General features: G+C 64.1%; 13 protein-coding genes. 3 read left to right on the forward strand and 10 right to left on the reverse strand.

Annotated features, from left to right (window positions below):
* Positions 1–15: 15 nt before the first annotated feature.
* From fkpB to murJ, 5 genes are all read right to left on the reverse strand, one after another.
* Positions 16–444, reverse strand: a complete 429-nt coding sequence (fkpB, locus tag H4I92_RS02645; RefSeq protein ID WP_077529113.1) for an FKBP-type peptidyl-prolyl cis-trans isomerase — start codon at positions 442–444, stop codon at positions 16–18.
* A complete protein-coding gene (gene lspA, locus H4I92_RS02650) occupies positions 441–962 on the reverse strand; it encodes a signal peptidase II (RefSeq protein ID WP_338072760.1) in 522 nt (173 codons plus the stop codon). Before lspA ends, fkpB begins: the two co-directional genes overlap by 4 nt.
* Complete coding sequence (gene ileS / locus H4I92_RS02655) at positions 955–3774, reverse strand: isoleucine--tRNA ligase (protein ID WP_077529115.1); 2820 nt, start codon at positions 3772–3774, stop codon at positions 955–957. The genes lspA and ileS overlap by 8 nt, the downstream gene beginning before the upstream one ends.
* 27 nt (positions 3775–3801) lie before the next feature.
* Positions 3802–4782 (reverse strand): bifunctional riboflavin kinase/FAD synthetase, encoded by a 981-nt coding sequence (gene ribF, locus H4I92_RS02660; RefSeq protein WP_077529116.1) that lies wholly within the window; start codon positions 4780–4782, stop codon positions 3802–3804.
* Between the two features lie 83 nt (positions 4783–4865).
* Positions 4866–6461 (reverse strand): murein biosynthesis integral membrane protein MurJ, encoded by a 1596-nt coding sequence (gene murJ / locus H4I92_RS02665; RefSeq protein WP_077529117.1) that lies wholly within the window; start codon positions 6459–6461, stop codon positions 4866–4868.
* 155 nt (positions 6462–6616) lie between these two features.
* Here murJ and rpsT point away from each other — a divergent pair, with 155 nt between their 5' ends.
* Positions 6617–6886 carry a 30S ribosomal protein S20 gene (gene rpsT, locus H4I92_RS02670; RefSeq protein WP_077529118.1) on the forward strand — a complete coding sequence of 90 codons (270 nt, stop codon included), beginning with the start codon at positions 6617–6619 and terminating at the stop codon, positions 6884–6886.
* Between the two features lie 75 nt (positions 6887–6961).
* Here rpsT and proB read toward each other — a convergent pair whose 3' ends face one another.
* The 4 genes from proB to rplU all read right to left on the reverse strand — a co-directional run bounded on the left by proB (position 6962) and on the right by rplU (position 9966).
* Entirely contained in the window at positions 6962–8089 is a 1128-nt protein-coding gene (proB, locus tag H4I92_RS02675; RefSeq protein ID WP_077529119.1) for a glutamate 5-kinase, read from the reverse strand.
* Positions 8090–8100: 11 nt separating this feature from the next.
* Entirely contained in the window at positions 8101–9276 is a 1176-nt protein-coding gene (obgE, locus tag H4I92_RS02680; protein WP_077529120.1) for a GTPase ObgE, read from the reverse strand.
* Positions 9277–9384: 108 nt separating this feature from the next.
* Positions 9385–9645 carry a 50S ribosomal protein L27 gene (rpmA, locus tag H4I92_RS02685; protein ID WP_077529121.1) on the reverse strand — a complete coding sequence of 87 codons (261 nt, stop codon included), beginning with the start codon at positions 9643–9645 and terminating at the stop codon, positions 9385–9387.
* Between the two features lie 9 nt (positions 9646–9654).
* Entirely contained in the window at positions 9655–9966 is a 312-nt protein-coding gene (gene rplU / locus H4I92_RS02690; RefSeq protein ID WP_077529122.1) for a 50S ribosomal protein L21, read from the reverse strand.
* A 221-nt stretch (positions 9967–10187) separates the two neighbouring features.
* Here rplU and H4I92_RS02695 point away from each other — a divergent pair, with 221 nt between their 5' ends.
* Together H4I92_RS02695 and H4I92_RS02700 are read left to right on the forward strand one after the other, a co-directional pair.
* Positions 10188–11762 (forward strand): Na+/H+ antiporter NhaC family protein, encoded by a 1575-nt coding sequence (locus tag H4I92_RS02695; protein ID WP_077529123.1) that lies wholly within the window; start codon positions 10188–10190, stop codon positions 11760–11762.
* Positions 11763–11860: 98 nt separating this feature from the next.
* Positions 11861–12829 (forward strand): polyprenyl synthetase family protein, encoded by a 969-nt coding sequence (locus H4I92_RS02700; RefSeq protein ID WP_077529124.1) that lies wholly within the window; start codon positions 11861–11863, stop codon positions 12827–12829.
* Here H4I92_RS02700 and H4I92_RS02705 read toward each other — a convergent pair.
* Entirely contained in the window at positions 12821–13837 is a 1017-nt protein-coding gene (locus H4I92_RS02705; protein WP_077529125.1) for a glutathione S-transferase family protein, read from the reverse strand. The genes H4I92_RS02700 and H4I92_RS02705 overlap by 9 nt on opposite strands.
* Positions 13838–13919: the final 82 nt, after the last annotated feature.

Raw genomic sequence — 13919 nt, forward strand, 5'->3', positions numbered from 1 at the left:
CATGGTTCCCGCTGCTTACTGGACATCCACAATCGAGACCTCGAACTCAAGCGTCTTGCCCGAAAGTGGATGGTTAAAGTCTACCTCAACGGTATCATCATCAAACGACTTGATAACACCCGGCACTTCGGCCTTGGCCGCGTCCGCGAAGGAGAGCACCATGCCCTCCTCCAGCGGCAGCTCCGGGCTGAACTCCCGGCGCTTGAAGGTCTGGACGTTGTTCGGGTTGGGCTGGCCGAAAGCGTCCTCGGGCGGTACCGAGAAGCTCTGGCGATCTCCAGCCTTAAGCCCGTGCAGCAGACGCTCGAACGCTTCCGGCAGGTTGCCGTCGCCCACGGTCAGCGTGGCCGGGTCCTTCTCGAAGGTGGAATCCACATCCGAGCCGTCCTCCAGCCGCAGCGCGAAGTGGAGTGTCACCCGGCTGTCCGGTCCGATTACGCTCATTGCCTGTTGCCCTTATCCGGTACGTCGTCGCCCTGCCCGCTGCCCATGAACAGGTCCAGCAGCAACATGATGGCGCCAACGGTAATGAAACTGTCCGCCACATTAAAGGCGGGGAAGTGGTAGCCGGCCCAGTGGAAGTGGAAGAAGTCCACCACGTAGCCATGCACCACCCGGTCATAGAGATTGCCCACGGCGCCGCCGAGCACAAAGGCCAGCGCAATGCCGAGCCAGGTCTCGTGGTGCTTGAGGCGCGTCAGCCAGACCACCAGCACCCCGGAGATCACCACCGCGAGCGTGATGAACAGCCAGCGCTGCCAACCGGAGCCCTCCGAAAGGAAGCTGAAGGCCGCGCCGGTGTTGTGCAGCAGCGTCAGGTTGAAGAACGGCAGCACCACGTTGGCCTCGCCGTAATCCAGCATGGCCGTGGCGGCCGCCTTGGTGGTCAGGTCCGCGATCACGATGAAGGCCGCGATGATGAGCCCGTTACGGGCCAGTGGTGTCAGCATACCGTTACGCAAACCGCCGGGTTTCCCCGTCACCGCTGATGTTGGTGACGCAGCGACCGCACAGGTCCGGGTAGTCGCTGTTCTCGCCTACATCGGGGCGATGGTGCCAGCAGCGTTCGCACTTGGTGTGGCCCGCGGTGGCCACCGCCACCTTCAGCCCTTCAACCTCTGTCTCCGGCGCCTGACCTGCCTCAGCCAGCGGCGCAACTCGCGCTTCGGAGGTGATCATCACGAAGCGCAGCTCATCGCCCAGCCGTTCCAGCAGTTCCTTCAGGGCGCCGTCGGCGTAAAGGGTGACCTCACCACTCAGCGAGCCCTTGATGGTGCCCTCGTTGCGCGCCGCCTCCAGCTGCTTGTTCACGGCGCTGCGCACGTCGATCAGCGTGTCCCACTCATCCTGCTTGATGGGCGCATCTGTCGGCAGTGCCTCCAGGCCCTCGTGCCAGGTTGCCCAGTGAACGCTCTCGTCCCGCTCACCCGGAATGTGCTGCCAGATCTCATCCGCCGTAAACGTCAGGATGGGCGCGATCCAGCGGGAAAGCGCCTCGGCCACGTGGTAGAGCGCGGTCTGGCAGGATCGGCGCTCGAGGCTATCCGGCTGGGTGGTGTACTGGCGGTCCTTAATGATGTCCAGATAGAACCCACCCAGGTCCAGGATGCAGAAGTTGTGCACCTTCTGGTACACCTGCAGGAAGCTGTATCGGTTGTAGGCGTCGATCACCTCGTCTTGCAGGCGCCGCGCCCGGTCCACCATCCAGCGGTCCAGCGCCACCATGTCATCGAAGGCCACGCTGTTCGTGGCCGGGTCGAACCCATCCAGGTTCGCCAGCAAGAAGCGCGAGGTATTGCGGATGCGGCGATAGGCGTCCGCCGTGCGCTTGAGGATGTCCTGGGAGACGGACATCTCGGCGCTGTAGTCGGTGGCTGCGACCCAGAGGCGCAGAATATCCGCGCCCAGCTCATCCATCACCTTCTGGGGTGCGATCACGTTGCCCATGGACTTGGACATCTTGTAGCCCTTTTCGTCCACGGTGAAGCCGTGTGTCAGCACCTCCTTGTAGGGCGCCATCTTCTTGATCGCGATACCGGTCTTCAGGGAGGACTGGAACCAGCCGCGATGCTGGTCCGAGCCTTCCAGATAGAGATCCGCGGGATACCGGTTGAGATCCTCGCGCCGGTCCAGCACGGACGCGTGGGTCACGCCGGAGTCGAACCAGACGTCCAGTGTGTCCGTCACCTTCTCGTAGGTGTCCGCGTCATTGCCGAGCAGCTCACGCTCATCCAGCTCGTACCAGGCGTCGATGCCGTCCTTCTCGATGGCCCTGGCCGCCGCCTCGATCAGCTCCGGCGTGCGCGGGTGCAGCTCGTAGGTGTCCTTATGAACGAAGAGCGTGATCGGCACACCCCAGGTGCGCTGGCGCGAGATGCACCAGTCCGGGGACTGCTCGATCATGCCCTCGATCCGCTGCTGCCCCCAGGAGGGAATCCAGCGAACACCGGGAATCGCCTCAAGAGCGCCCTTCTTAAGCCCATTGCGGTCCATGCTGATGAACCACTGGGGCGTGGCGCGGTAGATGAGCGGTGTCTTGGTCCGCCAGCAGTGCGGGTAGCTGTGCTTGAAGGACTCCTGGAACAGCAGGCAGCCCTCACGTTCCAGCGCCTCGCAGACCGGGGTATCCGCCTTGTAGATGTGGATGCCCGCGAACTCGCCGGCCGCTTCGGCGTAAGTGCCGTCCGCCTTCACCAGGTTCAGCGTACCGATGCCATTGGCACGACCGATCTCAAAGTCGTCCGGCCCGTGGTCCGGGGCGGTGTGCACCAGGCCGGTACCCGCGTCCGTGGAGACGTGATGCCCCAGGAGTACGGGAACCTCGCGCTCATAAAGCGGGTGATTCAGCATCAGGCCGGTCAACGCCGAGCCACGGCAGCGTGCCACAACCTCGGCGTTCTGCAGGTTCCAGCGCTCGGTGACCGTCTCGCGCAGCTCCTCGGCCACGACCAGGTATTCGGTGCCCCGGCCGGCATCGGCGCGAATCAGGCTGTACTCCAGTTCCTCATTGACGGCCACCGCCTGGTTGGCCGGAATGGTCCAGGGCGTGGTGGTCCAGATCACCAGTGACACAGGCGCATCCGGCCCGCTCTCACCGAAGGCGCCGGTCATCTTCTCCGGCGCAACCGCCGGGAAGCGCACGTCGATCTGGATGGATGTCTTCTCCTGGTACTCCACCTCAGCCTCCGCCAGCGCGGACTGCCCGACCACGCTCCAGTAGACCGGCTTGAAGCCCCGTTCCAGGTGACCGTTCTCGATGATGCGGCCCAGGGAGCGGACGATGTCCGCCTCGACCTTGGAATCCATGGTCAGGTAGGGGTTATACCAGTCCCCCAGAACACCCAGTCGGATGAAGTCCTGACGCTGGTTGTCGAGCTGTTCGGCGGCGTAATCGCGGCAGGCCTGGCGGAAGGTCTTGTAGTCCACCTTGTCGCCCGCCTTGCCGATGTCCTGCTCCACCTTGTGCTCGATGGGCAGGCCGTGGCAGTCCCAGCCCGGCACATAGGGCGCGTCGTAGCCCATGAGGTTACGGGACTTGACCACCATGTCCTTGAGGATCTTGTTGACCGCATGACCAATGTGGATGCTGCCGTTGGCGTAGGGCGGGCCATCGTGCAGCACGAAGCGCTCGGCGCCCGCGCGGCGCTGGCGCAGCGTGCCGTAGAGGTCCAGACGGTTCCAGCGCTCGAGCATCTCGGGCTCGCGCTTGGACAGGTTTCCGCGCATGGGGAAGTCCGTCTTCGGCAGGTTCAGCGTGTCTTTGTAATCGCTCATGAAGGTTCCCGGAGTCTGTCGTTTCGGTCAGCGTTCCACATTGGTCGGTACCGGGCGGTTGGTCGCCAGCCAGTCACGCCCCTGGTTGATGTCCTCGTGAATGCGCTTTTCGAGCTCTTCCACGGAATCGAACTTGACTTCGTCCCGCAGATGGTAAAGGAAGGTCACCCGCAAACGCCGACCGTAAAGGTTGGCGGAGAAATCCAGCAGGTGCACCTCCAGCGACGGGTACTGCCCGTTGACCGTGGGGCGCATGCCGATATTGGCCAACCCGCGCTCAATGTGCTCGTTCGGCATCTCAACCGCCACCGCATAGACGCCACGCAGCGGCGGCTTGCGCCCGCTGAGCAGGATGTTGGCGGTCGGAACGCCCAGCTCGCGCCCCAAAGCCTTGCCATAGACCACCCTACCGGTAATGGCGTAGGGGCGGCCCAGCAGCTCGCTGGCGTCCGCCAGCCGGTTCTCGCCCAGGGCCTGGCGCAGGCGGGTGGAACTGATGCGCTCGCCTCCCACCCGGATGGTCTGGGTGTGCTCCACTGCAAAACCCCGCTCAGCGCCGACCTGCTGCAAAAGCCGAAAGTCCCCCTTGCGGTCACAGCCGAAGCGGAAGTCATCACCCACCACCAGGTGCTGCACATTCAGCCCTTCCATCAGGACCTGCTCGATGAAGTCCATGGCGGAAAGATTGCGCAGCCGGGAGCGGAACTGCAGGCAGACCACAATATCCACATCATGGGAGAGCAGCATCTCCACTTTCTCCCGGAAGCGCATCAGCCGCGGCGGCGCATCCGCCCCGCCGAAGAACTCCCGCGGTTGGGGCTCGAACACCATCACCACCGAGGGAACGCCCAGTTGATGGGCCCGGTCCCGCACCTGGTCAATGATCACCTGATGACCACGATGGATGCCGTCGAAGTTGCCTATGGTGGCGACACACCCGTTCGCAAGGGGGTTGTCACTGCGTTCCGCCCAGCGCTTGAGATTGTGCAGCCCTCTGATCAGCCGCATGCGGGGCTCCTCCTGATTTTCGGGGACCGCGAATTATACCGCAATGGCGGGACCGGGCCCAATGCCCGCCGTTGCAACAGACCTCAATGCATACGGAAGTGCCGCAGCCGAACCCCGCACAGGAGGAGTACCGCAAAGTACGCCAGGGCACCGCCGGCCACCAGGGCCACCGTCATGCCCATGCGGGTGAGCAGATCAAAATCCAGCCAATCGGCGGCAGCCGGCGAGAACACAAACAGCAGCCCGCCCATGACCACATTGGCCGCCAGCAACTGCAGCGCGAAGCGCCCCCAACCCGGCTGGGGGCGGAAGACGCCCTCGCGGTAAAGCCCCCGAAGCAGCAGGCTGCCGTTCATCCAGGCGGAAAGCGCCGTTGCCAGCGCCAGTCCGGCATGGGCCAGGGGCCAGATCAGGATGAGATTGAAAACCATGTTCGACGTCATCGCGATGACCGCAATCCGCACGGGTGTCCTCATGTCCTGACGGGAGAAAAAGCCCGGTGCCAGCACCTTCACCAGCATGAACGCGATCAGCGCCAGCGCGTAGGCCCGCAGGCTCTGGGCGGACATAAACACATCGCGCCCGGTCGTCTCGCCGTAATGGAAGAGCGTCGCAATCAACGGCTCAGCCAGCAGGCACAGCGCCAGCCCCGCCGGGATGCCCAGCAGCAGCACACTCCTGAGGGCCCAGTCCAGCGTCCGCGAAAACGCCTCCATGGATTCGTTCGCGTGCTTGCGGGAGAGATTCGGAAGAATCACCGTTCCGATCGCCACCCCGAAAATTCCCAGCGGCAGCTCCGAGAGCCGATCCGAGTAGTACAGCCAGGAGACGCTGCCGGTCTCGAGCATGGAAGCCAGTATGGTATCCAGAAGGAGGTTGATCTGACTGACCGAGACCCCGAACAGCGCCGGCGCCATCAGCTTCATGATCTGGATCACGCCCTCGTGCCGGTAGTCGATCCTCGGCCGTGGCAGCAGGTTCAGCCGGGCCAGGAACGGCAGCTGGAACAGCAGCTGCAGCACACCAGCAATCAGCACACCCCAGGCCAGCGCCAGCACCGGCTCCTCCATATAGGGCGTCAACCAGATGGCGCAGGCAATCATGCTCAGGTTCAGGATTACGGGCGTGAACGCCTGGACCCCGAAGATGTCATAACTGTTCAGCGTGCTGCTGCAGAAGGCCGTGAGCGAGATCAGCATCAGGTAGGGGAAGGTGATGCGCAGCATCTCAACGGCCAGCGGGTAACGGGCCTCATCCCCAATAAAGCCGGGGGCAAACGCCGCCGTAATCCAGGGGGAGCCGAGCACCGCCAGCACCGAGAGCACCAGCAGCACGAACCCGAGCGAGCCTGCCACGGTGTTCACCAGCGAGTGCACGGCCCGGGTGTCGTACTTCTGGCGGTATTCCGAGAGTACCGGCACGAAGGCCTGGTTGAAGGCCCCCTCACCGAAAAGCCGGCGCAGGAAATTGGGAATCTTGAACGCCACGAAGAAGGCGTCCGCATCCGGGCCGGCCCCAAAGTAGCGCGCGATCACGATATCCCGGGCCAGCCCCAGGATCCGGGAAAACATGGTGAAGACAGCGAAGATGCCCGAAGATCCAAGCAGGCCACGGGAGCGACCGGCCGGCGGCGCGTCATCACTCTGCGGTGCTGGCTCTGTCTGCGGCTCCTGAGTCATGCCTGGCGATCCCGGGTGAAAACGCCGGATACTACCACCCCCGCCCACTGGATGACGACAGCAGCATCGGCCTAGCCTTGACAAAGGGCCTTCTTCGCGGCATTATTCCGCGTCATTTCAGACCCATTGGTAACCCGAATTCGAGGAGTCAAACGGTGGCTAACTCTCCGCAAGCAAGAAAGCGTGCCCGCCTCAACGAGATCCAGCGCAAGCACAACGCTGGCCAGCGCTCACGCGCGCGCACCTTCATCAAGAAGGTCGAGACCGAGCTGAACAAGGGCAACGCGGAAGGTGCACGGGAAGCGTTCCGTGAGATGGAACCCGTGCTCGACAGCAGTGTGAACAAGGGCATCTTCGCCAAGAACAAGGTGGCCCGCCACAAGAGCCGCCTCAACGCCCGCATCAAGGCGCTTCAGTCCGCCTGATCGGCACCGGGTTGCCGTCCACAGCAGACCCCGCTCCGGCGGGGTCTGTCTGTTTCAGGAGGAGGGAAAGCCGATTTACACCAGAACCATGTTGTCCCGGTGTACCAGCTCCTCCTCCTGAAGGTAACCCAGGCGCTCGGCGATCTGCTCGCTGGGGCAGCCCACCAGCTCCCGAGCCTCGGCCGCATCATAGCTGACCAGCCCACGGGCGACCTCACGGCCACTCCCGTCCACACAGGACACCATCTCACCACGCCGAAAGCCACCTTCAACACGACGCACCCCCACGGGTAACAGACTCCGACCGCCTTCCCGCAGCACCCGAACCGCACCGTCATCCAGAACCAGCCGACCCCGGGTCCGCAGGTGACCGGCAATCCACTGCTTGCGCGCATCCAGCCGTTCCTGGTCCGGAATCAGCAGCGTCCCGACCTCCTCATCGGACCGGATGCGCTCCAGAACGCGCTCCATCCGGCCGCCCACGATCAGGGTGAAGGCGCCAGAACGTGCGGCCAGCCGCGCGGCGCGCACCTTGGTGGCCATGCCACCGCTGCCAAGCGCACCACGCCCACCGCCGGCCACCATCGCGTCCAATCGGCTATCACTGGCGCGAGCCTCCGGGATCAGGGCCGCCGCCGGGTTGCTGCGCGGGTCGCTGTCGTAGAGACCTGCCTGGTCGGTCAGGACGATCAGGCCATCGGCCTCCACCAGGTTGGCCACCAGGGCACCGAGCGTGTCGTTATCGCCGAAGCGGATCTCATCCGTGACCACGGTATCGTTCTCATTAACGATGGGGACCACCCCCATGGGGAGCAGCGTTCTCAGGGTGCTGCGGGCGTTGAGGTAGCGCTTGCGGTCGGATAGGTCATCATGGGTCAGAAGGACCTGGGCAGTGTGCGTTCCATGGCGCTGGAACTGGGCCTCCCAGGCCTGCACCAGCCCCATCTGGCCCACGGCGGCGGCTGCCTGGAGCTCATGCACATGCTCTGGGCGCTGTTTCCAGCCCAGCCGGCTCATACCCTCAGCCACGGCCCCGGAAGATACCAGGACAATCTCCACCCCGGCGCGCCGCCAAGCCATCAGCTGGTCGACCCACTGGGTCAGGGTTTCCCGGGAAAGGCCACGGCCGTCATCGGTCAGCAGGGCACTGCCGATCTTCACCACCAGCCGCCGGGCGCTAACAAGACGCTGGCGCTCAGTCATGGCGCGCAGCCTCAGCGCGCGTAGACCACCTCGACATCGTGATCATCGTCCTCGTCGTCATCATCGTCGTCGTCATCCTGCCGGGGTCCACGCAGCGACTGGATATGCTCCCTGGCTTGCTCATCCACGCGCTCGCGCAGCTCCGCCTCGGCCCGCGCGAACTCCGGATCATCCCGTTCACGCTCGTCGCGCTCCTCAAGCCAGCGCATGATCGCCTGGGAGAGAGCCTGGATCCCGTCACCACTGAGGGCGGAAACCAGGAAAACCGGCCCCTGCCAGTCCAGCGCATTGCGCATGCGCTCCACTTCCTCCTCGGCATCCGGCAGGGAATCCGACTTGTTGATGACCAGCCAGCGCTCACGCTCGGCCAGTGCGGGACTGAAGCGCTCCAGTTCATGGGTGATGGTATGGACGGAATCCACTGGATCCGCATCATCCCAGGGCATCGGGTCAACCACATGCAGCAGCAACCGGGTGCGCACCAGGTGACGCAGAAAGCGGATCCCCAGGCCAGCGCCCTCGGAAGCACCCTCGATCAGCCCCGGAATATCCGCCACCACAAAACTCTGGTGCGCGGCCACGGAGACCACACCCAGATTGGGCACCAGGGTGGTGAAGGGGTAATCCGCAACCCTTGGCTTGGCCGCGGACATGGCGCGGATCAGCGTGGACTTGCCGGCATTGGGCAGACCGACCAGCCCCACATCCGCCAGCACCTTCATCTCCAGGCGGATCTCCCGGGCCTCGCCGGGCGAGCCGGAAGTGGTCTGGCGCGGCGCGCGGTTCACGCTCGACTTGTAGCGGGTATTACCGAGGCCATGGAAGCCGCCCTGAGCCACCAGCAGGGTCTGCCCCGCCTCGGTCAGATCGCCCAGGATCTCGTCCGTATCGCAGTCCACCACGGTCGTGCCCACCGGCACATCCAGAACCCGGTCTTCGCCCTTGCGGCCGGAGCAGTTGCTACCACGGCCATCCTCACCGGTACCCGCGCGGAACTTGCGCTGGTACCGGTAATCCGCAAGGGTGTTGAGGTCGCCGTGTGCCCGCAGGAGAACGGAGCCGCCGTCACCACCGTCGCCCCCGTCCGGCCCACCCTTGGGCACGAACTTTTCACGGCGGAAGCTCAGGCAACCATTACCGCCCTTTCCGGCCTGGACCACGATGGAGACTTCGTCTACGAACTGCATGGAATGCCTCGAATCAAAAAACCCCGTACCGGGTCGGCGACCACCACTGGCTCAGCCAGCAGCGGACAGCACGTCGGCACGGGGTTGTTCAGCGTCCGGAAGCGCGGTTCAACCCGCGGATTCGACGCTCACATACTTGCGGTTACGGGGCCCCTTCACATCGAACCGCACCACGCCCTCGTCCAGGGCGAACAGGGTGAAGTCCTTGCCAATGCCCACACCCGCGCCGGGGTGGAAGCTGGAGCCACGCTGGCGAACAATAATGCTGCCGGGCTGCACTGCCTGGCCACCGAACGCCTTCACACCCAGTCGTTTCGACTCGGAATCGCGTCCGTTCTTGGTACTACCTGCTGCCTTTTTGTGAGCCATGCTGCCCCCTTAAGCCTTGATACCGGTAATCTTGACTTCAGTGTACCACTGCCGGTGCCCCATCTGCTTCATGGAGTGCTTGCGGCGGCGGAACTTGATGATCTGGATCTTGTCGTGACGACCGTGGCTGACCACTTCGCCGGTCACTTTCGCGCCTTCCAGGTCCGGGGTGCCGATCTTCACATCGTCCCCTTCGCCCGCCAGCAGAACACGGTCGAATTCAACCGTACCGCCGGTTTCGGTCTCGATCTTCTCGAGCTTGATCTTTTCGCCTTCGCGAACGCGGTGCTGCTTACCACCGCTGACAAACACTGCGTACATGCGTCTTCTCCGTCGATGACCCATCCCTGCTCTTTGACCTGGTTCTAAGGGAAGCGCTCTGGCGACCCTATAGCAGGGAGCGGCAGGTGTTGGGATGAGTTGCAGGGCTGCGGATTATAGAGAAAACCGGCCCCGGAGACAAGCACTACCACACTCGTGGTTATCCTCCGGCTGCGTTATCCTCCTGTCAGGCAGCCGCCAGAAACAGGGAGAAGCCAATAATGACTGGAAAGCATCCTGACGCCACCCCGGCCACGGGGCCCAATCGACGCGTGATCGCCGCTCTTGCCGGAATCGCACTGGGCGGTACCGGCCTCTACCTCGTGGGCCAGTCGTACCCGGGCGACGCGGAGCACTTCGGATTCTGGTCCCTGGTGCCGCCCGCGCTCGCAATCCTGCTCGCCTTCTGGCTGCGCGAGGTCATCAGCGCCCTGGCCATCGGCATCATCGCAGGTGGGCTTATTGCCGGGCAGGTGAACGTCATTGACGCCTTCCTGATCCCCTCTATTGGCACAGAGAGCTACGCCCTGATCCTCCTGGTCTATCTCTGGGCCCTGGGCGGGCTCATCGGGATCTGGACCCGCACCGGCGGTGCCGCCCGTTTCGCCGGATGGGCCGGGGAGCGGATGGTCCGTGGCCCGGTCAGCGCCCGCCTGTTCACCTGGGTCATGGGGCTCGTCTTCCACCAGGGCGGCACCATTTCCACCGTGCTGACCGGCACCACGGCGCGGCCACTGGCGGACAAACACCGCGTTTCCCATGAAGAACTGTCCTACATTACGGACTCAACGGCCTCGCCCGCGGCCACCCTGATCCCATTCAACGTCTGGCCCATCTATGTGGGCGGCCTTCTGGCCGGCACCATTCCTCTGTTCGAAAGCAGCGAGGACGGCATCCAGTTCTTCTTCCAGGCCCTGCCCTACAATTTCTACGCCATTGCCGCCCTACTGATCACGCTGCTCTTCGCACTGGACCGGCTGCCGTTCCCGCCCGGAAGACGGATGCGCGAAGCCATGAGCCGGGCGCGGGAAACCGGCAAGCTCGACCGCGACGGCGCCAGCCCGCTGACCTCCCGGGAGCTGACCGATAACCGTGTTCCGGAAGGCTACCGCACCGGGCTGATCGACTTTCTGGCGCCCATCGGGGTCCTGCTGGGCGTGGCCATTATTCCCTACTTCGTAACCTACTTCCTGCTCGGCTGGACGGGCGGCAACCAGGATCCGCTTCTGCTGGTGGCCGAGGCCTTCATTCTTGCCGTGGTAACCGCCATTGTGATCGCGCTGATCAAGGGCATGCCCTTTGACGAAGTCATGAGCGGCTTTGTGGATGGCTGCAAGGGCGTCACCATCGGCGCCATCATCCTGGGGCTGGCCGTATCGCTCAAGGACGTGACCGACGCTGTGGGCACCGCCGACTTCCTGGTTTCCGCCGTCGGCGACAGCATACCCGCTGCACTGATGCCGGCACTGCTGTTCGGCCTATGCCTGGTCATCGCCTTTGCAACCGGTACGTCCTGGGGCACCTACGCGGTCATGATCCCCATTGCCATGCCCCTGGCCTGGCATATCGCGCCCGAGCCATTCTTTGTAACGCTCTGCTTCAGCGCCGTGATCGGAGGTGCCGTCTTCGGCGACCAGTGCTCACCCATATCGGATACCACGGTACTGTCCTCACTGGCCACGGGCGCGGACCTGATGGACCACGTGCGCACCCAGATCCCGCTGACCTTCGTGGCCGGCGGCATTGCCGTGGTCGGCTACACCCTGCTGGCGCTGGTAACCGGGGCGGGAAGCTGACCGTTCAAGTTGACAGCCCCCGGCACGCCCCATAATCTACGGCTCCTGCATGTCCCGGCAGCCGCTGGGGCGCTGCCCGACCAACTGCCGAATGCCTTATGAGTCTGGATGCTATCTACGCCCCGGTCCGGGACGACTTCGAACGCGTCAACGCGCAGATCCACGAACAGCTGAACTCCCGCGTGCCGCTGGTCGAGCACATCGGCCACTACATTGTGGACAGCGGCGGCAAGCGCCTGCGCCCCCTGCTGGTACTGCTCAGCGCCGGCGCGCTGGGTAACGGCGGGCAGCGACAGGCCACCCTGGCGGCGGTGATCGAGTTCCTTCACACCGCCACCCTGCTGCACGATGACGTGGTGGACACCTCCGAACTGCGCCGCGGCCGGGAAACCGCCAATGCCCGATGGGGCAATGCCCCCAGCGTGCTGGTGGGTGACTTCCTCTACGCCCGCGCCTTCCAGATGATGGTGAGCCTCGGCAACATGCGGGTGATGGACCTGCTATCAGAGGCCACTGGTGTGATCGCCGAGGGCGAGGTGCTGCAGCTGACCAATGTCCGCAACCCGGATCTTTCCGAGGCGGACTACCGCAACGTCATCCACAGCAAGACCGCCATGCTATTCCAGGCCGCCTCCCATTCCGCCGCTGTCCTGGCGGAAACCGATGCGACCACGGAAACCGCCCTGCGCGATTTCGGCCAGCACCTGGGCATGGCGTTCCAGATCGTCGATGATGTGCTGGATTACGAGGGCAACGCCGAGACCATGGGCAAGAACGTGGGCGACGACCTGGCCGAAGGCAAGACCACCCTGCCGCTCATCCATGCCATGGCCCAGGGCGGTGCCGATGATGCCGCCACGGTACGCCAGGCGATCCGCAATGGCGGGCCGGACCAGCTGGGTCCGGTGCTGGAAGCCGTCCACAACAGCGGCGCCATCGGGTACTGCCGCCGGCGCGCCGCCGAGGAAGTGGAACAAGCCCGGCAATGCCTGACGGCCCTACCCGATTCCCCGCACCGCCAAGCGCTCTACTATCTGGTCGACCTGTCGGTTCAGCGCTCAGACTGAGCCTTTAGCGCAAGCCTCCGGAAAATCAGGGCCGAGATGGCTCCGCCCGTGCGGCCCTTCCAGCTCCAGCGTCGGCCCTGCCGGCACGATCTGTGTCGGGTTGATGGTCCTCTGGCTGCGGTAGTAATGACGCTTGATCTGGTCGATGTTCACCGTCTCCGAGACACCCGGGATCTGGTACAGATCCTTCAGGTAGCCCTGCAGGTTCGGGAAGTCGCGCAGCTGCTGGCGGTTGCACTTGAAGTGGCTGTAATAGACCGCGTCAAAACGCACCAGGGTGGTGAACAGGCGCCAGTCCGCCTCCGTCAGGCGGTTGCCCACCAGGTAGCGCTGCTCGGCCAGCAGTCCGTCGAGCCAGTCAAGGGCATCAAAGACCTCCGTGAACGCCTGCTCGTACTTGTCCTGGGCGGTGGCGAAGCCGGCCCGGTAGACGCCGTTGTTGACGCTGTTGTAGACCCGCTCGTTCACGGCCTCGATGTCACCCCGCAGCGACTCCGGATGGAAATCCAAGGCCCGGGCGCCCTGGCCGTCAAAGGCACTGTTGAACATCCGGATCAGGTCGGCGGATTCGTTGCTCACGATCCGCTTCCGGTGCGTGTCCCACAGGCACGGAATCGTGACCCGGCCGGTGTAATCCGGCGTATCCCGGGTGTAGATCTCGTGCATGAAGTGCGCGCCGTTCTCATGATCGCGGTGGAACGGGTCATCCGGCCCGAACTCCCAGCCGTTTTCCAGCATGTCCGGATGCACGATGGACACCGGAATCATGTCCTCCAGCCCCTTCAGCTTACGGAAAACCAGCGTGCGGTGCGCCCATGGGCAGGCCAGCGCCACATAGAGATGATAGCGCCCCGGCTCGGCGGCAAAGCCGGCCTCACCTGTGGGCCCGGCACTGCCGTCCGCTGTTACCCAGTTACGGAACTGGGCGCTCTCTCGCACAAAGGCACCCCCACTCTTGGCGGTGTCGTACCACTGGTCGTGCCACTCCCCGTTGATCAGCAGCCCCATAGCACTTACTCCTCTCAGAAACTTTCACGGAATGACTACGTTGAGCTGCAGATTGCGTTAGACTGGCGTTCACAACAACCGA

Source organism: Vreelandella halophila, assembly GCF_019903425.1.
GTDB classification, from domain to species: Bacteria; Pseudomonadota; Gammaproteobacteria; order Pseudomonadales; family Oleiphilaceae; genus Halospina; species Halospina halophila.

Bases quoted from the DNA above. Each gene is read 5' to 3' on its own strand.
- rplU (WP_077529122.1), bottom strand. From the start codon at position 9,966: ATGTACGCAGTGTTTGTCAGCGGTGGTAAGCAGCACCGCGTTCGCGAA.
- fkpB (WP_077529113.1), bottom strand. From the start codon at position 444: ATGAGCGTAATCGGACCGGACAGCCGGGTGACACTCCACTTCGCGCTG.
- H4I92_RS02705 (WP_077529125.1), bottom strand. From the start codon at position 13,837: ATGGGGCTGCTGATCAACGGGGAGTGGCACGACCAGTGGTACGACACC.
- H4I92_RS02695 (WP_077529123.1), top strand. From the start codon at position 10,188: ATGACTGGAAAGCATCCTGACGCCACCCCGGCCACGGGGCCCAATCGA.
- ileS (WP_077529115.1), bottom strand. From the start codon at position 3,774: ATGAGCGATTACAAAGACACGCTGAACCTGCCGAAGACGGACTTCCCC.
- H4I92_RS02700 (WP_077529124.1), top strand. From the start codon at position 11,861: ATGAGTCTGGATGCTATCTACGCCCCGGTCCGGGACGACTTCGAACGC.
- rpmA (WP_077529121.1), bottom strand. From the start codon at position 9,645: ATGGCTCACAAAAAGGCAGCAGGTAGTACCAAGAACGGACGCGATTCC.
- murJ (WP_077529117.1), bottom strand. From the start codon at position 6,461: ATGACTCAGGAGCCGCAGACAGAGCCAGCACCGCAGAGTGATGACGCG.
- obgE (WP_077529120.1), bottom strand. From the start codon at position 9,276: ATGCAGTTCGTAGACGAAGTCTCCATCGTGGTCCAGGCCGGAAAGGGC.
- proB (WP_077529119.1), bottom strand. From the start codon at position 8,089: ATGACTGAGCGCCAGCGTCTTGTTAGCGCCCGGCGGCTGGTGGTGAAG.
- ribF (WP_077529116.1), bottom strand. From the start codon at position 4,782: ATGCGGCTGATCAGAGGGCTGCACAATCTCAAGCGCTGGGCGGAACGC.